Here is a 22,280-nt window from a genome sequence, read left to right on the forward strand (position 1 = left end):
CGTCGGTCGCTTACCCGCCAGGGTTAGGACGTGGTGCCTTGGAAGAAACCCGCCAGGTTGGTGCCGATATTGGCAAAGCCGGAAACGACGCTGGCTACCGAGAACGGCAGGATGCCCCTGTTGGCGAAGCCTGAGACGCCGCTGCCAAGGTTGGAAAAGCCCGAGGATAGCCCGCCGAAGTTCTGATAGCCCGAGCCGCCCAACAGCCCGGCCGGGTTGGTGTTGAACCAACCCGAGAGGCCCGAGCCGTTGTTGCCGAAGCCCGAGTTGCCGCCCGCACCGGAATTGAAGAAGCCCGACGAAGGCGCGGTGCTCGAGTTGAAGTAGCCCGGCCCCCCGGGGATCGCGAAGGCCCCGATCGTGGTGCTGGGCAGGTGGATGCCGGGAACGGTGAGCGGGGGCGTGGTGAAGCCCCCCACGCCGATCGGCTCGATGGTGAGCGGTGGGGTGGTGATGGGTGGGGTGGTGATTTGGGGGAGGGTGAAGCCGGTGAGGTTGATGGGGTCGATGGTCAGCGGTGGGGTGGTGATGGGTGGGGTGGTGATTTGGGGGAGGGTGAAGCCGGTGAGGTTGATGGGGTCGATGGTCAGCGGTGGGGTGGTGATGGGTGGGGTGGTGATTTGCGGCAGGGTGAACCCGCCGACGCCGATCGAGTTGATGGTTAGCTCCGGGGTGATGATTTCCTGGGTGGTGATCTGCGGCAGAGTGAAGCCGCCCACGCCGATCGGAGGGATCGCGAACTCCGGGGTGGTGATAGCTGGGGTGGTGATCTGCGGCAGGGTGAAGCCATCGACGTTGATAGCGGGGACATCGATCCCGGGTATGTTGAAGGCGGGCAGAAAGAATGAACCGATGACAATAGGGCCGGTCAATGTGTATGGGTGAACCACCAATTGTGGTAAGTCAAACTCACCGAAGATGAGGGCGCCATTGGTGAAAGTACTAAGCCCGCCGCCGGGCGGCTGAAGCGCAGGCACATTGGTCTGGAATTGTAGGGTAAAGGGTATTCCAAAAGCCGGTACTGTTATCCTAGGTGTGCTTAGGAAAACATCCCAGCCTATGGAGGGCAGGCCAAATTGGCCCACGCCAATCTGGCCGACCGTTATCGGTTGAGTATGTATCGCAGGTAGACTAAAGCCACCGATTGTGATACCCGCGGGTATCGTCAGCTGCGGAATAGTTACTTCCGGAATCTGCAATGGCGGCAAATTAAAAGCACCCACCGTAATGGGCGGGACCGTCACCGGCGGAATGGCTACGGAAGGAATACTCAGCGGAGGCAACTGAAAGCCGCTTACGGTGATGTTGGCGGGTGTGGTGGCGGCCGGGATGTTCAACGACGGCAACGTCAACCCGGGCAGGCTGAAGGCGCCGACGGTGATGTTGGCTGGTGTGGTGGCGGCCGGGATGTTCAACGACGGCAACGTCAACCCGGGCAGGCTGAAGGCGCCGACGGTGATGTTGGCTGGTGTGGTGGCGGCCGGGATGTTCAACGACGGCAACGTCAACCCGGGCAGGCTGAAGGCGCCGACGGTGATGTTGGCTGGTGTGGTGGCGGCCGGGATGTTCAACGACGGCAACGTCAACCCGGGCAGGCTGAAGGCACCCACGGTGATGTTGGCTGGTGTGGTGGCGGCCGGGATGTTCAACGACGGCAACGTCAACCCGGGCAGGCTGAAGGCGCCGACGGTGATGTTGGCCGGTGTGGTGGCGGCCGGGATGTTCAGCGACGGCAGCGTTATTGCCGGCAGACTGAAGGCGGGAACCGATATCCCCGGTATTTGCAGCGGCGGCAGAGTCAGATCAGGTGTCGTAATACTGAACTGCAGGCTGCCCTGCCCCACGCCCCGGTAGAAGACGCCATTGTTCATGTCACCCGTGTTGAACAGCCCATTATTCATGTGGCCAATATTGAAGACACCAGTGTTGATATTTCCGGCGTTGAGGAAACCCGTGTTAGCATTTCCCGTGTTGAACGTGCCGGTGTTGGACGACCCCGGATTGAAGTCGCCCATGTTATAACTGCCGGTGTTCAGGCTGCCTGTGTTCGCGTTGCCGACGTCCAACATACCGGTGTTAAACGAGCCCGCATTGAAGAAGCCCGTGTTCCCGTGTCCAGAATTCCAGCCACCGGTGTTGAAATTACCCGAGTTTCCGATGCCAAAGTTTCCATTGCCGGAGTTGAAGAAGCCGACGTTTCCGCTGCCCGAGTTGAACAATCCGAAATTCCCGGTGCCCGAGTTGAGCCCGCCGATTCCGATCTGGTTGTTGCCGGTAAGACCGATGCCGATGTTGTTGTTGCCAGTGTTGCCAAAGCCGAAGTTGCCCAAGCCGGTGTTGGCAAACCCGGTGTTGAGATTGCCAAGGTTTCCCACGCCGACATTGTTGCTGCCGAGGTTCCCGAAGCCGATGTTGTTATTACCCAGGCTTGCTGAGCCGATATTGGAGTTACCGAAATTTCCGGACCCGAAATTGTAGTTGCCAAGGTTGGCGTTGCCGATGTTGGCAAGGCCGTTGTTGGCGTTGCCGACGTTGCCACCGCCGACGTTGGCTATGCCCAGGTTGATGGCGGTGGGTCCGCCCGCAAGCGCCGGTATGCCTGCGGCTGCGGTCATGGCGGCCGCAGGCGCGCCGCTGGCCAACCAAGCCGGCAAGCCAGCCAGGTTCTGCAGCGGTTTACTGAACGGGGACAGCGCCGAGGCGATCGCCGATGCCCCGGCATGGTAGGCAGACATCGCCGACACATCGGCAGCCCACATTTGCTCGTACGTGGCTTCAATGGCAGCGATCGCCGGAGCGTTCTGTCCAAACAGGTTCGACATCACCAGCGACACCAGGTCGGCACGGTTGGCCGCCACCAGCATCGGCTGCACCACCGCCGTCTTGACCGCTTCAAACTCGGCTATCATCGCCGCAGCCTGAGCGGCCGTCTGCTCGGCCTGGACCGCCGCCGCGGCAAGCCACGCCGCATAGGGGGCTGCCGCTGCCGCCATCGCCGACGACGACGCGCCCTGCCACGCCCCGCCCACGAGTCCGGATGTCACTGAGCCGAAAGAGGCTGCGGCCGAGGCCAATTCCATGGCCAACCCGTCCCAGGCCGTCGCGGCCGCCGCCATCGGTTCCGGCCCTGCCCCGGCGAATATCAGCGCTGAATTGATCTCCGGCGGCAGTACAGAAAAATTCATCGTCCAGCCTTCCCTGCGTGCCCCGCGTGATCAGCGGTAAACCGTGGCCGGTGAGTGGCTCTTGGCCCACAAGCTAGACGCTGAACCGTCGTGGCCACATAAATATCGCGCACAAATGGCCACGACTCATAGGTTTCGTAAATTTGATTTACAAAAGGCGCTCTCGGGTCATGCGGACCGCAAGCGGCGTCCGAACGCAGGGGCTATGGCAGCACGGTGTGCATCAACATCACGTTGTATGCCGACCACAAAGACAGGTTAAAGTAGACGTCTTTGCCCGTCGACCAGGGATGCATCATCGGCGCGTAGATGCCGCCGGGCATCTGCCATGACGACACCAGCATTTGCTCTGCGCTCCACGGTCCTTGCGGAGCCGGCGCGGTCCTTGCCACCACGTCGTTCATACCGTTGGTGTAGAGCGCCAGGTATTGCTTGAGGTAGGTGTTGTATTGGACGGACATTTCGCCCACCGGGCCCGGAATAACGGGTGTTGCCGCGTCCGGCTTGTTTGGAACCCAGGAGTTCGAGTCGCCGTTCCAGTACTGGTACTTGGTGAGGTCGGGCACAAAGCGCTGCGGAACTCGTGCCAGATATGCCGAACCGCCTCGCCCGGGCGGGGTCCCGAACGAGTAGAGGTAACCGTCGTTGGACTTGAGGTACGCCCCCATCTGGAAGTTCTCATTTCCCGGAACGAACCTGGCTTTTCCGCCGCTGTCCGGTCCGGACGCGCGGATGGTGCCCGGGAAGACCCCCCAGGTCTGACCATTGTCCTTGGACACCGCGATGCCCGAGTAGTTCGTCGTCCATTCCCCATCACGGCCCCAATTCCTGATGGACATGAAGTTGACGTATTGGGTTTTGCCGACGGCGATGCCCGCGGTCGGAATGATCCCCGTCTCGTCGCGCGCCCATTTGATGCTGTTGATGAGCTGTTTGGAGAAGCCCGGTTGGCGTACCGGTGAGCCGGAATATCTGTTGGAAGCGTCACCGGATGTCACATGAACTCCGTTGCCCAGGTCGCGGTCTTGGCTGCGGAACAGCGTGTTGTATCGCCATTGATGGCCATCGACAGCGCAGTAGCCGAATGTGTCGCCGAAGATCATGAGCACCTGACGGTTGGCGGGATCGCCGTTATCCCAAGGAATTCCGAGGTCGGTCCCGGAGATGCCGAAGCGTTCCAGGGTCTTGTTGGGGCTGTCCGGTCCGGTCACCCACTCGGCGAGGGATGTGGTAGCCCCGGCGAGCGTGGCACCAGGATCCGGCGCCGCCGCCGGAGCAGGGTCGGGTGCTGGGGCTGGGTTCGGAGTTAGCTGAGTGGCATTCGGGGGTTGTGGGCCCGTGGCTGGCGGATTGGGTGCCGGATTGGGCCCAGGATTGGCCCTGGGGACTAGCGCTTGCTGTTGTAGCGGCGCGGCATTTCTAGCACCCGGGTTGAGCAATGCGGATATCAGTGGACCCAGCTTGGGTAGCGGTGCACGGTCGTTGGCACCGCGAGGCTTGCGTCCGGTCGGTATCGGACCGTGTCCAGGTCGTACCGGGCCGAGCGCCGTGGCCCCGGGGTCGGTCACAATGGCGCTCGGTGGCGGCGGAGCGTTCGCGGCGTCTCCGCTGCACGGCGCCGCCATCGCTGGTGGCGCCAGGCCTATTGGAACCATGAGTCCAATAGCGGCCGCCCACGCCAGCGATACCGACACGATTCGAGGAATCGGCGACATGTCACACCTTCCCGGGCTGGACGTTGCAATTGACGTCCGCAGTTCGCTGATGTGACGATAGTGATCTCTGGGACTCTTGTGATCAGTGATCCACTGATAGGTATGCCTCCGTGACCGTGTCGCAACCCATCTGTTCATCTCCGACCTGCGCTGCTGCACTCGGACTTGGTACCGGTACATTCAAGGCCCATCGGGGCCGCGGATACCACGACCACCGGTGCCGAACATCGACGATCCGATCAATTTGCGTCCACTGTCGCCCGGACAGGTCAACAAGGTGTGGCTCTGGCAATCGCTACCCGGTCCCTGGATCGGGTCCGCACGGAATACCGTGTACCTGACCGGATTTGAGTTCCTCGAGCCTTAGCACGGACCGCTCGGAATACCACGGGTAGGCGTGGTTTCCTGCGTGGGCATGATCTGTGGATCAGGAACCCGATACGGGATTCCACGGTTTATCGTGCCCAGCGCCGCGTTGGGCACGCACTGCGGCACCGTTGATAGCGCGTGCAGCCCGGGATAATCCAGGTTGGGCCATGATGAGTTGGGCGGGACAGCGAAGTTGAACGTTGACGTCATGTCGCCGGTCACACTGCGCCGCCAAGCCGTGAGGTTGGGAACTGGCACCCCGAACCGAGTTTCGAGCAATCTCAGCTGTGAGGTGTGGTCAAACGTGTCGTGAACCATCTGCGGGCCACGGCTGTACGGCGAAATGACGAAGCAGGGAACGCGAAAGCCCAAACCGATCGGCCCGCGTATTCCGCCGGAGCCCGGCACCTGATCGATGTCAGGCACCGTGACATATTCGCCGGGAGTCCCGGCCGGCGCGGTAGCAGGAACAACGTGGTCGAAAAAGCCGCCGTTTTCGTCGTAGCTGACGATCAGCGCCGTCTTTTCCCACACCGCAGGATTGGCAAGCAATATTCTTAAGATGTTGACGATTGCGAAAGCCCCGGCCGCGGCTGGAACCGCAGGATGTTCGGATTCGAGAACATTGGGAATCACCCAGGAGACCCGCGGCAGTCTATTGGCTAAGACGTCGGCCGCGAAGCTCGCGGGATAGCTTGGTGCCACGCCAAAGCGGACAAGATCTGACCTGGGATCGGCTGACTGTTTGAAAGACGTCACAAGCGAGCCGTAAGTAAGAACCGAGGAGATGGGCCCGAGTGTCTTGTTGCGATACACCTTCCAGCTGACGCCGGCATCGCTAAGTGAACCGCCCCGGTGAGTCCGGAGACTCTCTGATCTGAGACCTCAGCCGGCGGCTGGTCTCTGGCGTTGAGCGTAGTAGGCAGCCTCGAGTTCGACCGGCGGGACGTCGCCGCAGTACTGGTAGAGGCGGCGATGGTTGAACCAGTCGACCCAGCGCGCGGTGGCCAACTCGACATCCTCGATGGACCGCCAGGGCTTGCCGGGTTTGATCAGCTCGGTCTTGTATAGGCCGTTGATCGTCTCGGCTAGTGCATTGTCATAGGAGCTTCCGACCGCTCCGACCGACGGTTGGATGCCTGCCTCGGCGAGCCGCTCGCTGAACCGGATCGATGTGTACTGAGATCCCCTATCCGTATGGTGGATAACGTCTTTCAGGTCGAGTACGCCTTCTTGTTGGCGGGTCCAGATGGCTTGCTCGATCGCGTCGAGGACCATGGAGGTGGCCATCGTGGAAGCGACCCGCCAGCCCAGGATCCTGCGAGCGTAGGCGTCGGTGACAAAGGCCACGTAGGCGAACCCTGCCCAGGTCGACACATAGGTGAGGTCTGCTACCCACAGCCGGTTAGGTGCTGGTGGTCCGAAGCGGCGCTGGACGAGATCGGCGGGACGGGCTGTGGCCGGATCAGCGATCGTGGTCCTGCGGGCTTTGCCGCGGGTGGTCCCGGACAGGCCGAGTTTGGTCATCAGCCGTTCGACGGTGCATCTGGCCACCTCGATGCCCTCACGGTTCAGGGTTAGCCACACTTTGCGGGCACCGTAAACACCGTAGTTGGCGGCGTGGACGCGGCTGATGTGCTCCTTGAGTTCGCCATCGCGCAGCTCGCGGCGGCTGGGCTCCCGGTTGATGTGGTCGTAGTAGGTCGATGGGGCGATCGGCACACCCAGCTCGGTCAGCTGTGTGCAGATCGACTCGACACCCCACCGCAAACCATCGGGGCCCTCGCGGTGGCCCTGATGATCGGCGATGAACCGGGTAATTAGCGTGCTGGCCGGTCGAGCTCGGCCGCGAAGAAAGCCGACGCGGTCTTTAAAATCGCGTTCGCCCTTCGCAATTCGGCGTTGTCCCGCCGCAAGCGCTTCAGCTCAGCGGATTCTTCGGTCGTGGTCCCGGGCCGTGCGCCGGCATCGACCTGCGCCTGGCGCACCCACTTACGCACCGTCTCCGCGCAGCCAACACCAAGTAGACGGGCGACCTCACTGATCGCTGCCCACTCCGAATCGTGCTGACCGCGGATCTCTGCGACCATCCGCACCGCCCGCTCACGCAGCTCCGGCGGGTACCTCCTCGATGAACCACCTGACATGACCCCATCCTTTCCAAGAACTGGAGTCTCCGGACATGCCGGGGCGGTTCAGAGAGGACTTCATCGATGCGCTGCGTTCCAAGATTGGCGAGAAGTCTATGGGCGTTTATGGGGTCGACTACCCGGCGACCACGGATTTCCCGACAGCGATGGCCGGTATTTACGACGCGGGCACCCATGTCGAACAGACGGCGGCGAACTGTCCCCAAAGCAAGCTGGTGCTCGGCGGATTTTCCCAAGGTGCGGCCGTGATGGGCTTTGTTACCGCGGCGGCGATTCCGGATGGGGCGCCGTTGGACGCGCCCAGGCCGATGCCGCCCGAAGTCGCCGACCACGTGGCCGCCGTCACACTCTTCGGAATGCCCTCGGTTGCGTTCATGCACTCGATCGGCGCGCCGCCGATCGTCATCGGTCCGCTATATGCAGAAAAGACCATCCAGCTGTGCGCCCCGGGCGACCCCGTCTGTTCTAGCGGAGGCAATTGGGCGGCGCATAACGGGTACGCCGACGACGGCATGGTCGAGCAGGCCGCAGTGTTTGCCGCCGGTCGGCTCGGTTAAGGCAGTGTCAGCCACTCGCCACTCAGCCCGACACCGATCGGACGTCGTGACCGGCGGGACCGAGAACTGCTCGATCCGCAACAACGCCGCGACGTGGATTGTGTCCCATGGTGAGCTGTGACTTGGAGTGCGGGTGGTGAGCTGAAGGCCCGTTGTCGACCGAAACGGGGCGACGTCCGCGACTTCCTGTACAACCTGATGCTCTGGGATTTGGGCTGCGGATGCGCGGCGGGGGTTCGCTCTGGTGTCGTCGGTGTTCCGCCGCGCTACGTCAAGCCGTGCTGCCCATCCCGGCCGAGTACCAGCCCACCGGCGCCGCCGGCACCCGCCGTGCCCCCGGCTTTTCCGGCATTGCCGCCGTTGCCGCCGTTGCCGATCACCACGGCGTTGCCGCCGGCTCCACCCTTGCCGCTGGTGGCGCCATCCCCGCCGGCGCCACCGTCACCGCCGTTGCCGTACAGCCCGGCCTTGCCGCCGGCGCCGCCGTTCCCGCCGGCGCCGGTATCGCTGGCGCCGCCGGCGCCGCCGGCGCCGCCGAAGCCGCTGCGAAGGCCGGTGATTTGGCCGGCCCCACCGGTGCCGCCATCACCGCCAGTGCCATTGAGGCTGTAGCCCCCGTTGCCGCCGGCCCCGCCGGAGCCGTAGAACAATCCCGCGCTGCCGCCGGCGCCGCCAGCACCGGCCTTGCCTGACAGGCTGGAGCCGCCGCTGCCGCCGGCACCGCCCGACGCATTGAGGGTGAGCGAGCCAGCATTGCCGCCTACACCGCCACCCCCGCCGGCCATGCCCCCATGACCGCCGGCCCCGCCAGAGCCGCCGGCACCGTACAGCCCACCGGGCCCGCCGGCACCGCCTGTCCCTCCGGCCCCCGTGGAGCCGCCGTTCCCACCTGGTCCGCCGGTTCCCCCGTGGGCGTACAGCCCGCCGGCCCCGCCGGCCCCGCCGGCGCCCCCGGCGGTGCTGCCGGTCCCGCCGGCGCCGCCGGCCCCCCCGTTGGCGAACAACCCGGCAGCGCCGCCAGTCCCGCCGGCGCCGCCAGTGGTAACGCCTGCGGTGAAAGCGCCGCCGCCACACCCGCCGAGCCCAGCCGCGCCGATGAGCAAGCCGGCGTTCCCGCCGGCCCCGCCGACGCCGCCGGTGGTGGTGGCGGCCCCGCCGACACCACCGGTACCGCCGGAACCGATCAAGAAGGCGGATCCGCCGGCGCCACCGGCCCCGCCGGCACCCGCCGTTCCGACGCCGCCGGCCCCGCCGGCGCCACCGGTGCCAAACAGGATCCCGCCTGCCCCACCGGCGCCGCCCGCGCTGCCGTTGGTGCCGGCCGCACCGGCCCCGCCGTTGCCGCCGTTGCCGAACAACCAGCCGCCGGCACCGCCATCGTCCCCGGTTCCCGGCGTCCCACTGTCGCCGTTACCGATCAGCGGGCGTCCGGTCAATGCCTCGGTGGGTTCGTTGATGAAACTGAGAATGTCCTGCTGCAGGTTGTGCCATGGCGAGGTGCTCTCGGGAGCGTTATATCCGTCGGCGCCCAGCAGCAACCCGCCGAAGCCGCCGAAGCCGGACTTGCCGGCGAGCGCGCCGATGCCGCCCTCGCCGCCGTTGCCGATCAGCACGGCATTTCCACCGGCCCCGCCGACACCACCGGTGCCGCCACTCTCGCCGCCGTTGCCGCCGTTGCCGCCGTTGCCGATCAACCCGGGCGCCCCACCCGCCCCACCCGCCCCACCTGCGGCGGTGCCCGCGGGGCCCCCAGAGCCGCCAGCACCGCCGGAGCCGCCGGAGCCGCTGAGCATGCCGGCGCTGCCGCCGACCCCACCCTGCCCGCCGGCGGCGAAGCCGAACCCGCCGGTGCCGCCACCCCCGCCGGAGCCGAAGAGCATGCCGGCGTTACCGCCGGCTCCGCCGGCGCCGCCCTTACCACCACCGAAGACAGTGCCGCCAGCCCCACCGGTGCCGCCGGCGCCACCGGCGGCACCCAGGGAAAGCGTCCCGGCGTTACCACCGTTACCGGCAGCGCCGCCGGTGGTCAGTCCTGACCCGCCTGCCCCGCCGTCCCCGCCGGCGCCGAACAAACCGCCGCCCCCACCGTCCCCGCCGGCCCCGCCGGTGCCGAGCGTTCCGTGATCCCCGAATCCGCCCGCCCCGCCCATGCCGCCGGCACCAAACAACCCGCCGGCCCCGCCGGCGCCGCCCGCCCCGCCCGTGTGACCCTGCCCACCGGCGCCGCCGACACCGCCGGTGGTGAACAGCCCACCGGCCCCGCCGGCGCCGCCAGCCCCACCGGCAGTGCTGAAGCTGAACCCGCCGGCACCGCCGGCCCCGGCGGCGCCGGCGAGCATACCGGCGTTGCCGCCGGTTCCGCCGGTACCGCCGATGCCACCGACAAGAGACGTCGCAGCCCCGCCGGCGCCGCCGGCGCCGCCGGCCCCAAACAGCATGGCGGACCCGCCAGCGCCACCGGCCCCGCCGATCCCGTTGTTGGCGGTGGCGGTTCCGCCGGCACCGCCGGCCCCGCCGTTGCCGAACAGCCCGGCGGCCCCACCAGGGCCACCAGCCCCGCCGTTGGCGCCCTTTGCACCGGATCCGCCGGCGCCACCGTTGCCGATCAACCAGCCGGCATCCCCTCCGTTGGCCCCGGTGCCGGGAGCACCGTTAGCCCCGTTACCGATCAGCGGACGGCCGGTAGCGGCCAGGACGGGCGCGTTGATCGAGTTGAGCAGCGGCGTCACGGCGGCGGCCTCGGCGGCCGCATAGGCGCCCCCCCCGGTGGTCAGCGCCTGCACGAACCGACCATGAAACGCCGCCGCCTCGGCGCTCGCCGCCTGATAGGCCCGGCCGTGCGCGCCGAACAACGCAGCGATTGCCGCCGAGATCTCATCGGCACCGGCGGCCAGCAGGCTCGTCGTGTTGGCCGCCGCAGCCGCGTTGGCCCCAGCGATCGTCGAGCCGAGATCGGCTAGATCCGTCGCCGCCGCCGCGATAGTCTCCGGCACCGCGATCACAAACGACATCTGAAAACCTCCCACGACCGCTGACCACCAGGTAATGCCGACGACCCAGGAAGCCTCGGCGCCGGGTGAATCGGTGCCAATCAGCGTATGGGCGGGCAGGCGACCCAACCGGTGTTCCAGCCCGACTCATACCCGCTGTCAAATGACCTGACAATCACTCGGTGGTCACACGCTGCGTGCTTCACATTGGTAGCTTGGGCACGTCGGCAACCGTCACAGCTGTCACACGGGTCCCTGTGGGGTTGGTCGGCCACCGGCGACAACGTTTCCTGCGCGCCTTGATCTGTCGCCGCTGGGCAGGCATCGCCGCGACGGCCGTATCAGGCTTGGTCGGTGTGAGCCGCCAAATCGGTATTGACGAATTCGTCATCGAACTCCCGGCCAAGACCACTTAGGTCTGATGGCCTGGTTCTCGTCCTCAAGCCGCGTTAGCACCACTTCGGGACGCCACGCGGTTCAGCCCGTTCTCCTCGAATAGCAGCCTGCCGGTGCCACCGGCGTCTGGGCACCCCAGACTTTCGCGCCGCTGTCACCCGTTGCGAAGGCCCCCGCAATGGCACGGTCACCGACATGTGATGCCGAGGGGCTGCGCCGGGGCTAGATTCGCGTGCAATGCGTGCCTAAACTTTTTGGCGGGGTTGGGGATTTCTGAACCGATCAGTCCCGGGTGGGCGGCTATGGAGCGACTAAGCGGACTCGATGCTTTCTTCCTCTATATGGAGACACCGTCGCAGCCGCTGAACGTGTGCTGCGTCTTGGAGTTGGACACCTCGACGATGCCGGGCGGCTACACGTACGGCCGGTTTCATGCCGCGTTGGAGAAGTATGTCAAGGCGGCGCCCGAATTTCGGATGAAGCTCGCCGATACCGAGCTTAACCTGGATCACCCCGTGTGGGTGGACGACGACAATTTTCAGATCCGGCACCACCTGCGCCGGGTCGCTATGCCCGCGCCCGGAGGGCGTCGCGAGCTGGCCGAGATCTGTGGGTACATCGCCGGGTTGCCGCTGGACCGTGACCGCCCGCTGTGGGAGATGTGGGTCATCGAAGGCGGTGCCCGTAGCGACACCGTGGCGGTGATGCTCAAGGTCCACCACGCCGTGGTCGACGGTGTCGCCGGTGCGAACCTGCTGTCCCACCTGTGCAGCCTGCAGCCCGATGCGCCGGCACCGCAACCTGTCCGGGGCACCGGTGGCGGCAATGTGCTGCAGATAGCTGCGAGTGGGCTGGAGGGGTTCGCGTCGCGGCCAGTGCGGCTGGCGACGGTGGTACCGGCGACAGTGCTCACATTGGTGCGCACATTGCTGCGTGCCCGTGAGGGCCGTACCATGGCCGCCCCGTTTTCGGCCCCACCGACTCCGTTCAACGGCCCCCTCGGTCGGCTGCGCAACATCGCGTATACACAGCTCGACATGCGCGACGTCAAGCGTGTCAAGGACCGGTTTGGGGTGACCATCAACGATGTGGTGGTGGCGTTGTGTGCCGGAGCGCTACGGCGCTTCCTACTCGAGCACGGCGTGCTGCCCGAGGCCCCGTTGGTGGCCACCGTGCCGGTTTCGGTACACGACAAGTCGGACCGACCCGGGCGCAACCAGGCCACCTGGATGTTCTGTCGGGTACCGAGCCAGATCAGCGACCCCGCCCAGCGCATCCGCACCATCGCCGCCGGAAACACCGTCGCTAAAGACCACGCCGCGGCCATCGGCCCCACCCTGCTGCACGACTGGATTCAGTTCGGCGGCTCGACGATGTTCGGAGCGGCCATGCGGATCTTGCCGCACATTTCGATAACGCATAGCCCCGCCTACAATCTGATCCTGTCGAATGTGCCCGGACCCCAGGCCCAGTTGTACTTTCTGGGTTGCCGAATGGACTCGATGTTTCCCCTCGGCCCCCTCCTTGGCAACGCGGGCCTCAACATCACCGTCATGTCCCTCAACGGGGAACTGGGTGTCGGCATTGTCTCCTGCCCCGACCTGCTGCCGGACCTGTGGGGCGTGGCAGACGGGTTTCCCGAGGCGCTCAAAGAGCTGCTGGAGTGCAGTGATGACCAGCCGGAAGGCAGCAACCACCAGGACTCCTGAGTCGTACGTTCAGAACCGGTAGTCGGTGCCGGTGCCCAGAACTTCGATGGCTGCGTTGATGTTCGGGATCACTGTGGCGCCGTATCGGCTGACGATCTGCCCAAGCGCGCGAGCAAGGTGCGGACCCACGGCCTCGGCGATGAGGGCGTCCTCGGCGATGACGATGCCGTTCACCATGTGGGCAGCGAGCAGCCGGCCGTCGTGGGCGACCTCGTAACGCCAGTCACCGATCTGGATTCGCTCGGGATTAGACCGAAAAAAGCCACGTCGTGCGGGGGTATGAATCACTCCCGGAAGTCCGGCGAACACTTTGACCACCAACGCGACACCGCCGGGACCGACGAGCGCGGCCGCGACGGCGCGGCTCACTCGCTCGGTATCGAAATCAGACATCAGCTGTCCATCGGCAGGACGAATGACGGTGTGATCGTTTCCCCGCTGCCGGTGCGGCGCACGGCGGTTCCCGCGGTGTAGAACTCCACCGTGTGCACTCCCCACGCGTAGTTCGAGATGGCGAAGTGCACGCCCACCACGCCGGTTGCGCCGTCTCGCTCGGCCTCGCTCTGCATGCGTGACATTGCCAGCTCACGCGCTTGGTAGTTGCCTTGCGTCCACTGTGGCATCTCCATGTTGCGGCCGATCTGGCGAAGCGTTTGCATGAATCCCTGCACGGCGATGTGGAATACGCAATTGCCCATCACGAACGCCACCGGCGCAAACCCGGATCGCAGCAGCGTCACCATGTCCTGGCCGGATAGATGACTGGAGAATGCTTGGCCGTTGGGACGCCGAAATGCTCCGGGCTTGGCGGTGTATCGCACTGCGGTACCGACCGCCATGAACTCAAGGTGTTCCCCGCCCTCCCCATGGTGGCGCCAGTTGAGCCGGACACCGACGATCCCGTCCGCTTTGAGGGCATCGGCTTCGGCCTGCATGCGCGCCATCGCATTCCAGCGCGCCCGGTATGTCGCCTCGGTGAGGACACCCAGTTCCTGTTGCTGCCTCATGCCGCTGAATTGGAAGCCGACGTGATAGACCGAGACACCCATGACCAGCTCGATGGGCTCAAACCCGGCCCCATGCAGCAATGCGAACTCGTTGATCGACAAGTCGGACGTGAATGACTTCTCAGCGTGCGACAGCCGTTCGCTGGCTACTGGATCGAGCGAGCTTGATTGCATCGTTGTGCGTCCTTCCTGTGGTGTGTGTCAGCGTACGACGCGCAAACCATGCAGCGTCTGCCATCAGCGTCCCCAGGGCATCGGCGGCGTCTTGGCGCCGGCAACGCTGTTGTCTGGCAGTCGCGCCGGGGAGTCGACGCTACCGGTCGGCACCGCGCCGGCCGCGCATGAGTGAGGTGGCAGCGCGTAACGCGCCGCGTAGTGCGTAGACGGCAGTCACCGCCGCCAACAGGATCAACAGGACAAAGGTCGGCAACCTGAACCGCCCCGGCATGTCCGGAGACTCCAGTTCTTGGAAAGGATGGGGTCATGTCAGGTGGTTCATCGAGGAGGTACCCGCCGGAGCTGCGTGAGCGGGCGGTGCGGATGGTCGCAGAGATCCGCGGTCAGCACGATTCGGAGTGGGCAGCGATCAGTGAGGTCGCCCGTCTACTTGGTGTTGGCTGCGCGGAGACGGTGCGTAAGTGGGTGCGCCAGGCGCAGGTCGATGCCGGCGCACGGCCCGGGACCACGACCGAAGAATCCGCTGAGCTGAAGCGCTTGCGGCGGGACAACGCCGAATTGCGAAGGGCGAACGCGATTTTAAAGACCGCGTCGGCTTTCTTCGCGGCCGAGCTCGACCGGCCAGCACGCTAATTACCCGGTTCATCGCCGATCATCAGGGCCACCGCGAGGGCCCCGATGGTTTGCGGTGGGGTGTCGAGTCGATCTGCACACAGCTGACCGAGCTGGGTGTGCCGATCGCCCCATCGACCTACTACGACCACATCAACCGGGAGCCCAGCCGCCGCGAGCTGCGCGATGGCGAACTCAAGGAGCACATCAGCCGCGTCCACGCCGCCAACTACGGTGTTTACGGTGCCCGCAAAGTGTGGCTAACCCTGAACCGTGAGGGCATCGAGGTGGCCAGATGCACCGTCGAACGGCTGATGACCAAACTCGGCCTGTCCGGGACCACCCGCGGCAAAGCCCGCAGGACCACGATCGCTGATCCGGCCACAGCCCGTCCCGCCGATCTCGTCCAGCGCCGCTTCGGACCACCAGCACCTAACCGGCTGTGGGTAGCAGACCTCACCTATGTGTCGACCTGGGCAGGGTTCGCCTACGTGGCCTTTGTCACCGACGCCTACGCTCGCAGGATCCTGGGCTGGCGGGTCGCTTCCACGATGGCCACCTCCATGGTCCTCGACGCGATCGAGCAAGCCATCTGGACCCGCCAACAAGAAGGCGTACTCGACCTGAAAGACGTTATCCACCATACGGATAGGGGATCTCAGTACACATCGATCCGGTTCAGCGAGCGGCTCGCCGAGGCAGGCATCCAACCGTCGGTCGGAGCGGTCGGAAGCTCCTATGACAATGCACTAGCCGAGACGATCAACGGCCTATACAAGACCGAGCTGATCAAACCCGGCAAGCCCTGGCGGTCCATCGAGGATGTCGAGTTGGCCACCGCGCGCTGGGTCGACTGGTTCAACCATCGCCGCCTCTACCAGTACTGCGGCGACGTCCCGCCGGTCGAACTCGAGGCTGCCTACTACGCTCAACGCCAGAGACCAGCCGCCGGCTGAGGTCTCAGATCAGAGAGTCTCCGGACTCACCGGGGCGGTTCAGGCCCCGATGGTGTGCCCGGTGGTGATACGGGCACACCAGCACCAGGTTGGCCAGCTCGGTGGCCCCACCGTCCTGCCAATGTCGGATGTGGTGGGCGTGCAAACCCCGGGTGGCCCCACAACCGGGAACCACACACGTGCGGTCGCGATGCTCAAGCGCACGACGCAACCGACGATTGATCTGACGAGTCGTTCGACCGCAGCCAATGACCTGCCCGTCACGTTCAAACCAGGCCTCAAAGGTGGCATCACAGAGCAGATATCGGCGTTCGGACTCGCTGAGCAGCGGACCCAGGTGCAGGCCAGCGGCACGCTCCTGCACGTCTAGATGCATCACCACGGTGGTGTGCTGCCCATGTGGCCGACGAGCCACCTCGGCGTCCCAGCCGGCCTCAACCAGACGCAGAAACGCCTCAACATTGCCCGGCAACGGGGGCCGCTGATCCGACACACCGTCGCTGTTGTCGTGATCACGCTTGTACTCGGCGATCAACGCATCCAGATGAGACTGCAACGCCGCATCGAACTTCGCCGCCTCCACGTGCGGAAGCTTGATTCGCCAACAACTGAACTGCTCATCGGCGCTCCTGGTGATCGAGGGCCGCGGTTCCGGCCGAAAATCCGGTTCGGGTTCGGGTCGCGGTTCCAACTTGAGCGCGGTCCGCAGCTGATTCACCGTGGCAACGCCGGCCAACTGCGCATAATGCGCATCCGAACCCTCACCCGCCCGCCCCGCGATCACCCCAACCTGATCCAACGACAACCGCCCCTCCCGCATACCCCGGGCGCAGCGCGGAAACTCCGGCAACCGCCGCGCCACCGTGGCGATCGTGTGGGCGTTGCCTGACGAGCAGCCCATCTTCCAGGCCACCAACCCCGCCACCGACCGCGCCCCCGTCACACCCCACAACCCGTCGCGATCCAGCTCAGCCACGATCTCCACAATGCGCCCATCAATCGCATTGCGCTGACCGGCCAACTCCGCCAACTCCTCAAACAACACCTCCACACGCTCGGCAGGACTGACTACCGCTGCGCCAGACGTCGCGGTCGAGGACATGAGTTCATCATCGCAGCAGGGTCTGACAACTCCGGCCAACCCGAATCCACGCCCGGGGCCGTGCCGTCATCACCCCGCAAAGAGATGCTCGGCTCCGCCGGTACGGGCACCCCACGATCCAACACCGCCTGCTCAGCCGCCGACCACTCAACAACCACAACCGTCAATGCAGTTAACCCGGCCCCACCACGGCCCCAACTACGGCGCTCGATCCAGCGCGATCCAACAACACCAAAACCACACGATCCGCACCGCACTCGCCCCCCGAAACGGTCCTCACGATGCCCACGATGGCCACCTGAACTATCCCAGGCTTTGTTCCTAGTCGGTGCGAGGGCCGGGGTTGGCTGGCTCGCGGGGTGTGAGGTGCCGGTGAGGGCGGCCTCGTACTCGGCCTGGACTCCGGTAGCCTAGGGCTTCGTGCAGGCATTCCTGGTTGTACCAGCCAGCCATTCGGCGGTTGCCAGTTTGACGTCGTCGATGCACCGCCAGGGTCTGCCGCGGTTGATCAACTCGGACTTGGAGGCGACGTTGACCGCGAGGGCGTTGTCATAACAGTCGCCACGAGACCCGACCGAAGGGGCGATCCCGAGCTCAGCCAGTCGGTCGGTATAGGTCAGCGATAGTTACTGCGATCCGGGGTCGGAATGATGCACCAACTCAGAAAGATCTGAATTTGATTGCCAAACAGCATGATTGAATACTTGTACGGGCAGATCTTCGGTGCGCATCGTCGCCGAGACGGCCCAAACGACGATCTTTCGGGTGCACACGTCGGTGACGAACGCGGTGTAGCAGAACCCCTGCCAGGTCCGCACGAACGTGATGTCGGCGACCCACAACCGGTTGGGCTTACTGCCTTGAATTGCCGGTTTACCAGATCAGCCGGCCGTGGTCGGCTACGTCGGTGACGGTGGTGAACACGGCCGTTGCACGCCGCACAGCCCGGCCTTGCGCATCAACGGGCGGGTTTGTTCTCTGCCGAGGTGCCAACCCTTGCGTTTCATGGCCTGGTGCATCTTGTTAATCCCGTAGACCGAGTAGTTGTCGCGGTGCGCCGTGCGTAGGCGAACTTGAGACTATGACTGTGTTTTCCGGCCAGTCGGATGCGCCCTGGCATGGCCGGCGGTAGGAGATCCAATCGTGCATTGTTTTCGTGCAGCCATCCAATACCCCCCTGGGTACTATGGCGGTGCCACTTCAACGAGATAGAGGGTGCATGTGATTGGTGATCAAGACAGCATCGCCGCGGTTCTCAACAGGTTACGCCGTGCTCAGGGACAGCTTGCCGGGGTGATTTCGATGATCGAGCAGGGCCGCGACTGCCGGGACGTGGTCACCCAGCTCGCCGCGGTATCGCGCGCACTCGACCGCGCCGGATTCAAGATCGTTGCGGCAGGGTTGAAGGAATGCGTGTCCGGGGCCACGGCCAGCGGCGCGGCACCGCTGAGTGCAGCTGAGCTAGAAAAGCTGTTCCTGGCGCTCGCTTGAATGGGCCCGAAGCCATCAATAACCAAGGCCGCCGTCCGTGTATACCCATAGGGGTATATTGGACGCCATGTCGGACCAGCCACGTCATCACCAGGTCCTCGACGACCTGCTGCCCCAACACCGCGCTCTACGTCACCAGATTCCCCAGGTGTACCAGCGATTTGTAGCCCTGGGCGACGCCGCGCTTACCGACGGCGCTCTCAGCCGCAAGGTCAAGGAGCTTGTGGCGCTGGCGATCGCGGTTGTGCAGGGGTGCGATGGCTGCGTCGCATCACACGCCCAAGCCGCGGTACGGGCCGGCGCTACAGCGCAAGAAGCCGCTGAGGCCATCGGGGTCACCATCTTGATGCACGGTGGACCGGCCACCATCCACGGTGCTCGTGCCTACGCGGCATTTTGCGAATTCGCTGACACAACGCCGTCCTAGTCGTCGCGGCCACCGAGCGGACCGCGCTGACCCGGGCTGAAACGTTCCGAGGCGGACTGGCGAAACGCATGGTAGGTCACGCGGAAATGCGGGGCGTGTTGGCGCGATGGCGATAGCCTTTGCCGAGGGTTCAATGGTGACCGGGCGCCCGCCGGGTTTCCATGAGGCGGGAGGTCCCTGATGTCCTATCTCGTCGTGGTGCCGGAGTTGGTCGCAGCGGCGGCAACAGATTTGGCGAACATCGGTTCGTCGATTAGTGCAGCCAACGCGGCCGCGGCGGCACCGACCACGGCACTGGTCGCAGCCGGCGGCGACGAGGTATCGGCGGCCATAGCCGCGTTGTTCGGAGCGCATGCTCGGGCATATCAAGCGTTGAGTGCCCAGGCGGCGATGTTTCATGAACAGTTTGTCCGGGCCCTCGCCGCCGGCGGTAACTCCTACGCCGTCGCTGAGGCGGCAACCGCGCAATCGGTTCAGCAAGATCTGCTCAACCTGATCAATGCGCCCACCCAGGCGCTGTTGGGGCGTCCGCTGATCGGCAACGGCGCCAACGGGCTGCCGGGTACGGGCCAGAACGGCGGCGACGGCGGGATTCTGTACGGCAACGGCGGCAACGGTGGGTCCGGCGGGGTCAACCAGGCCGGTGGCAATGGCGGGAATGCTGGGCTGTGGGGCAATGGCGGATCCGGCGGAGCCGGCGGGAACGCCACCACTGCCGGCCGCAACGGCTTCAACGGGGGCGCCGGGGGAAGCGGCGGTTTGCTGTGGGGCAATGGCGGTGCCGGCGGGGCCGGTGGGAACGGCGGTCCGGCTCCGCTCGTGGGCGGGGTGGGCACCACCGGTGGCGCCGGCGGGAACGGCGGCGGCGCCGGGTTGTTCTACGGTTTCGGCGGCGCCGGTGGGAACGGCGGGATGGGCGGGGTGGCACCGAGCACCGGCCCCTCGATGGGCATCCTCCCGGCCGGCGGTGTCGGCGGGCCTGGTGGCTCCGGCGGGGCGAGCGCGCTTGCCTTCGGCTCCGGCGGCGTCGGCGGTGCCGGTGGCTTGGGCGGGCCGACCGATGGCACCGTCCAGGGGGTGGGCGGCTTCGGCGGTCAGGGCGGCAACGGCGGGCAGAGCGGCTTGTTGTTTGGCAACGCGGGAGCCGGCGGGGCAGGCGCTGCCGGCGGAGCCGGCACCGGCGACACCGAGAGCTTCGGCGGCCACGGCGGGGCCGGCGGTGATGGCGGCGCTGTTGGCTTGATCGGTAACGGCGGGGCCGGCGGCACCGGATCTCCCGGCGCTGTGGTGGGTGGTAACGGCGGCGTCGGTGGTCTGGGTGGCGCCGGCAGTCCCGGGGGTCTGTTGTACGGCACCGGGGGGGCCGGCGGCAATGGCGGACCGGGTGGTGACGGTGGTACTGGCGCGACGGTGGGCTTTGCCGGCTCCGGCGGTTTCGGCGGTGCGGGGGGCATCGCCCAGCTGTTTGGCACGGGTGGCATGGGTGGTAGCGGCGGTGGTATAGGCGCTGGCACCACGACCGTGGTGCCGCCCGACGTCGCCCCGGTGGGTGGCACAGGCGGCAATGGCGGTCGCGCCGGGCTGCTGTTGGGTGTGGGTGGCATGGGCGGTAATGGCGGTGCCACCAGCGTCGGCGGGACGCTCTACGCCGCCGGTGGAAACGGCGGCGACGGCGGGTTGGTGTGGGGCAACGGTGGCACCGGCGGGAGCGGTGGCGCCGGCGGGGCGGGCAGCGTCGGCAACGGCGGTGCGGGTGGCAACGCGGCACTGCTGTTCGGCAACGGCGGGGCGGGCGGGGCCGGCGGCGCCGGCGGCATCGGTGCCGGCGGAGCCGGCGGCTTCGGCGCGGTTCTGTTTGGCAACGGCGGGGCTGGCGGGAGCGGTGCCCCCGGTGGCATCGGCGCCGGTGGCAATGGCGGAAACGCGCTGCTGGTCGGCAACGGCGGCAACGGTGGGGCAGGTACCGGTGGGGCTGCTGGCGGTGCCGGTGGCTCGGGCGGGTTGCTATTCGGCCAAAATGGGATGCCCGGGCCGTGAGCGCCCCAACCCAGGCCAACCCCCTATGGGCAATCTGCACATCAATTGGCCAGGTCGACAGCAGACCGCACACATCTACGAGATTGGTTCCCGATCCGTGGGTGGGGCCGGGAAAAGCGGCTGTAAGAGTTGGCTAGGTTCAGTAGGGTGGCGGCGTGCATGAGGTGGCTGCTCGTGAGCAACGTTCGGACGGGCCGATGAGGCTGGATGCGCAGGGCCGACTGCAGCGTTACGAGGAGGCGTTCGCTGACTACGATGCACCGTTTGCGTTCGTAGATCTCGACGCGATGTGGGGCAATGCCGATCAACTGCTTGCGCGCGCCGGCGACAAGCCGATCCGGGTGGCGTCGAAGTCGCTGCGTTGCCGACCACTGCAACGCGAAATCCTTGATGCCAGTGAGCGATTCGACGGGCTATTGACGTTCACGCTTACCGAGACGCTGTGGCTTGCCGGCCAAGGTTTCTCGAACCTGTTGTTGGCCTACCCGCCGACCGACCGGGCGGCATTGCGTGCGCTTGGCGAGCTGACGGCCAAGGACCCGGACGGGGCGCCGATCGTGATGGTGGACAGCGTGGAGCACCTTGACCTGATCGAGCGCACGACCGACAAGCCGGTACGGCTGTGTCTGGATTTCGATGCCGGCTATTGGCGCGCCGGCGGGCGGATAAAAATTGGTTCCAAGCGCTCGCCGCTGCACACCCCGGAGCAGGCTCGCGCACTCGCGGTGGAGATCGCGCGGCGGCCGGCGCTAACGTTGGCGGCGTTGATGTGCTACGAGGCCCACATTGCGGGCCTCGGTGACAACGTCGCCGGCAAGCGGGTCCACAACGCGATCATCCGTCGGATGCAGCGCATGTCGTTCGAAGAGCTGCGCGAGCGTCGTGCCCGGGCCGTCGAGCTGGTGCGCGAGGTCGCCGACATCAAGATCGTCAACGCCGGTGGCACCGGCGACTTGCAGCTGGTTGCGCAGGAGCCGTTGATTACCGAAGCGACCGCCGGCTCGGGTTTTTACGCGCCGACACTGTTCGACTCGTATTCGACGTTCACGCTGCAGCCCGCGGCGATGTTCGCGCTGCCGGTATGCCGTCGTCCCGGTGCAAAGACCGTGACCGCGCTCGGGGGTGGCTATTTAGCCAGCGGGGTCGGGGCGAAGGACCGCATGCCGACTCCCTACCTGCCGGTCGGGCTGAAGCTCAATGCGCTGGAGGGAACGGGCGAAGTTCAGACACCGCTATCCGGTGATGCAGCCCGACGGCTGAAGCTTGGCGACAAGGTCTACTTCCGCCACACCAAGGCCGGTGAGCTGTGTGAGCGGTTCGACCATCTGCATCTGGTCCGTGGCGCTGAAGTAGTCGACACCGTCCCCACCTACCGGGGTGAAGGGCGCACCTTCCTCTAA

12 protein-coding genes and 15 other annotated features are annotated in these 22,280 nt (G+C 65.8%); of the genes, 6 read left to right on the forward strand and 6 right to left on the reverse strand.

The window, feature by feature from the left end; genetic code table 11:
- Positions 1-23 precede the first annotated feature (23 nt).
- Positions 24-3,185 carry a PPE family protein PPE24 gene (gene PPE24 / locus Rv1753c; protein ID YP_177830.1) on the reverse strand — a complete coding sequence of 1,054 codons (3,162 nt, stop codon included), beginning with the start codon at positions 3,183-3,185 and terminating at the stop codon, positions 24-26.
- Positions 1,297-1,374 (reverse strand) — a repeat region (78 bp imperfect direct repeat 6,CGGCGCCTTCAGCCTGCCCGGGTTGACGTTGCCGTCGTTGAACATCCCGGCCGCCACCACACCCGCCAACATCACCGT). (Overlaps the previous gene by 78 nt.)
- Positions 1,375-1,452: a repeat region (78 bp imperfect direct repeat 5,CGGCGCCTTCAGCCTGCCCGGGTTGACGTTGCCGTCGTTGAACATCCCGGCCGCCACCACACCAGCCAACATCACCGT), on the reverse strand.
- Positions 1,453-1,530 (reverse strand) — a repeat region (78 bp imperfect direct repeat 4,CGGCGCCTTCAGCCTGCCCGGGTTGACGTTGCCGTCGTTGAACATCCCGGCCGCCACCACACCAGCCAACATCACCGT).
- Positions 1,531-1,608: a repeat region (78 bp imperfect direct repeat 3,GGGTGCCTTCAGCCTGCCCGGGTTGACGTTGCCGTCGTTGAACATCCCGGCCGCCACCACACCAGCCAACATCACCGT), on the reverse strand.
- Positions 1,609-1,686 (reverse strand) — a repeat region (78 bp imperfect direct repeat 2,CGGCGCCTTCAGCCTGCCCGGGTTGACGTTGCCGTCGTTGAACATCCCGGCCGCCACCACACCAGCCAACATCACCGT).
- Positions 1,687-1,764, reverse strand: a repeat region (78 bp imperfect direct repeat 1,TCCCGCCTTCAGTCTGCCGGCAATAACGCTGCCGTCGCTGAACATCCCGGCCGCCACCACACCGGCCAACATCACCGT).
- Positions 3,186-3,388: 203 nt before the next feature.
- Positions 3,389-5,080 carry a hypothetical protein gene (locus Rv1754c; RefSeq protein NP_216270.1) on the reverse strand — a complete coding sequence of 564 codons (1,692 nt, stop codon included), beginning with the start codon at positions 5,078-5,080 and terminating at the stop codon, positions 3,389-3,391.
- A gap of 1,032 nt (positions 5,081-6,112) precedes the next feature.
- Positions 6,113-6,140 (forward strand) — a repeat region (28 bp inverted repeat at the left end of IS6110,TGAACCGCCCCGGTGAGTCCGGAGACTC.).
- Positions 6,113-7,467 (reverse strand) — a mobile genetic element (IS6110-3, len: 1355 nt. Insertion sequence IS6110.). (Overlaps the previous feature by 28 nt.)
- Positions 7,440-7,467, reverse strand: a repeat region (28 bp inverted repeat at the right end of IS6110,TGAACCGCCCCGGCATGTCCGGAGACTC). It overlaps the preceding feature by 28 nt.
- On the opposite strand from Rv1754c, the gene cut1 reads away from it, so the two are divergent.
- Positions 7,452-7,976, forward strand: coding sequence for a cutinase (gene cut1 / locus Rv1758; protein NP_216274.1), 525 nt, complete (start codon positions 7,452-7,454; stop codon positions 7,974-7,976). It overlaps the preceding feature by 16 nt.
- Positions 7,977-8,242: 266 nt before the next feature.
- On the opposite strand, the gene wag22 is transcribed toward cut1, so the two are convergent.
- Entirely contained in the window at positions 8,243-10,987 is a 2,745-nt protein-coding gene (gene wag22 / locus Rv1759c) for a PE-PGRS family protein Wag22 (RefSeq protein ID YP_177831.1), read from the reverse strand.
- Positions 10,988-11,562: 575 nt separating this feature from the next.
- Here wag22 and Rv1760 point away from each other — a divergent pair.
- Positions 11,563-13,071, forward strand: a complete 1,509-nt coding sequence (locus tag Rv1760) for a diacylglycerol acyltransferase (RefSeq protein NP_216276.1) — start codon at positions 11,563-11,565, stop codon at positions 13,069-13,071.
- A gap of 9 nt (positions 13,072-13,080) precedes the next feature.
- Here the strand turns inward: Rv1760 and Rv1761c are convergent, their stop codons facing one another.
- The 3 genes from Rv1761c to Rv1765c form a co-directional block, all read right to left on the reverse strand.
- Positions 13,081-13,464: a hypothetical protein gene (locus tag Rv1761c; RefSeq protein ID NP_216277.1), complete on the reverse strand. Its 384-nt coding sequence runs from the start codon at positions 13,462-13,464 to the stop codon at positions 13,081-13,083.
- A complete protein-coding gene (locus Rv1762c) occupies positions 13,464-14,252 on the reverse strand; it encodes a hypothetical protein (RefSeq protein NP_216278.1) in 789 nt (262 codons plus the stop codon). Before Rv1762c ends, Rv1761c begins: the two co-directional genes overlap by 1 nt.
- 258 nt (positions 14,253-14,510) lie before the next feature.
- Positions 14,511-14,538: a repeat region (28 bp inverted repeat at the left end of IS6110,TGAACCGCCCCGGCATGTCCGGAGACTC), on the forward strand.
- Positions 14,511-15,865 (forward strand) — a mobile genetic element (IS6110-4, len: 1355 nt. Insertion sequence IS6110.). (Overlaps the previous feature by 28 nt.)
- The gene (locus Rv1765c; protein NP_216281.1) at positions 15,828-16,925 is read right to left on the reverse strand and encodes a hypothetical protein; all 1,098 of its coding nucleotides are present in this window, start codon (positions 16,923-16,925) and stop codon (positions 15,828-15,830) included. Its footprint overlaps the feature before it by 38 nt.
- Positions 15,838-15,865 (reverse strand) — a repeat region (28 bp inverted repeat at the right end of IS6110,TGAACCGCCCCGGTGAGTCCGGAGACTC). (Overlaps the previous gene by 28 nt.)
- A 68-nt stretch (positions 16,926-16,993) precedes the next feature.
- Positions 16,994-17,007 (forward strand) — a repeat region (14 bp Inverted repeat at the left end of ISB9',ATCACCCCGCAAAG).
- Positions 16,994-18,223, reverse strand: a mobile genetic element (ISB9', len: 1230 nt. Insertion sequence ISB9, nearly identical to EM_BA:MTU78639. Note that this sequence shows several differences to EM_BA: MTU78639, and the transposase ORFs are extensively frameshifted. Our sequence has been checked and is thought to be correct; the sequence in EM_BA:MTU78639 is from a different isolate of Mycobacterium tuberculosis.). (Overlaps the previous feature by 14 nt.)
- On the opposite strand from Rv1765c, the gene Rv1766 reads away from it, so the two are divergent.
- The 4 genes from Rv1766 (at position 18,147) to Rv1769 (ending at position 22,280) form a co-directional block, all read left to right on the forward strand.
- On the forward strand, positions 18,147-18,416 hold the full coding sequence (locus Rv1766) for a hypothetical protein (RefSeq protein ID NP_216282.2): 270 nt from the start codon (positions 18,147-18,149) through the stop codon (positions 18,414-18,416). It overlaps the preceding feature by 77 nt.
- Positions 18,210-18,223 (reverse strand) — a repeat region (14 bp Inverted repeat at the right end of ISB9,ATCACCCCGGCAAG). Its footprint overlaps the gene before it by 14 nt.
- A 67-nt stretch (positions 18,417-18,483) precedes the next feature.
- Entirely contained in the window at positions 18,484-18,843 is a 360-nt protein-coding gene (locus Rv1767) for a hypothetical protein (protein ID NP_216283.1), read from the forward strand.
- 180 nt (positions 18,844-19,023) lie between these two features.
- Positions 19,024-20,880 (forward strand): PE-PGRS family protein PE_PGRS31, encoded by a 1,857-nt coding sequence (gene PE_PGRS31, locus Rv1768; protein ID YP_177832.1) that lies wholly within the window; start codon positions 19,024-19,026, stop codon positions 20,878-20,880.
- A 155-nt stretch (positions 20,881-21,035) separates the two neighbouring features.
- Positions 21,036-22,280, forward strand: coding sequence for a hypothetical protein (locus Rv1769; RefSeq protein NP_216285.1), 1,245 nt, complete (start codon positions 21,036-21,038; stop codon positions 22,278-22,280).

The organism is Mycobacterium tuberculosis H37Rv, from assembly GCF_000195955.2.
GTDB classification, from domain to species: Bacteria; Actinomycetota; Actinomycetes; order Mycobacteriales; family Mycobacteriaceae; genus Mycobacterium; species Mycobacterium tuberculosis.

Excerpts from the sequence above, each read along its gene's own strand:
- PPE24 (YP_177830.1), bottom strand. The coding sequence starts at position 3,185 with ATGAATTTTTCTGTACTGCCGCCGGAGATCAATTCAGCGCTGATATTC.
- Rv1754c (NP_216270.1), bottom strand. The coding sequence starts at position 5,080 with ATGTACCGGTACCAAGTCCGAGTGCAGCAGCGCAGGTCGGAGATGAAC.
- cut1 (NP_216274.1), top strand. The coding sequence starts at position 7,452 with ATGCCGGGGCGGTTCAGAGAGGACTTCATCGATGCGCTGCGTTCCAAG.
- wag22 (YP_177831.1), bottom strand. The coding sequence starts at position 10,987 with ATGTCGTTTGTGATCGCGGTGCCGGAGACTATCGCGGCGGCGGCGACG.
- Rv1760 (NP_216276.1), top strand. The coding sequence starts at position 11,563 with ATGCCGAGGGGCTGCGCCGGGGCTAGATTCGCGTGCAATGCGTGCCTA.
- Rv1761c (NP_216277.1), bottom strand. The coding sequence starts at position 13,464 with ATGTCTGATTTCGATACCGAGCGAGTGAGCCGCGCCGTCGCGGCCGCG.
- Rv1762c (NP_216278.1), bottom strand. The coding sequence starts at position 14,252 with ATGCAATCAAGCTCGCTCGATCCAGTAGCCAGCGAACGGCTGTCGCAC.
- Rv1765c (NP_216281.1), bottom strand. The coding sequence starts at position 16,925 with ATGTCCTCGACCGCGACGTCTGGCGCAGCGGTAGTCAGTCCTGCCGAG.
- Rv1767 (NP_216283.1), top strand. The coding sequence starts at position 18,484 with ATGTCGGACCAGCCACGTCATCACCAGGTCCTCGACGACCTGCTGCCC.
- PE_PGRS31 (YP_177832.1), top strand. The coding sequence starts at position 19,024 with ATGTCCTATCTCGTCGTGGTGCCGGAGTTGGTCGCAGCGGCGGCAACA.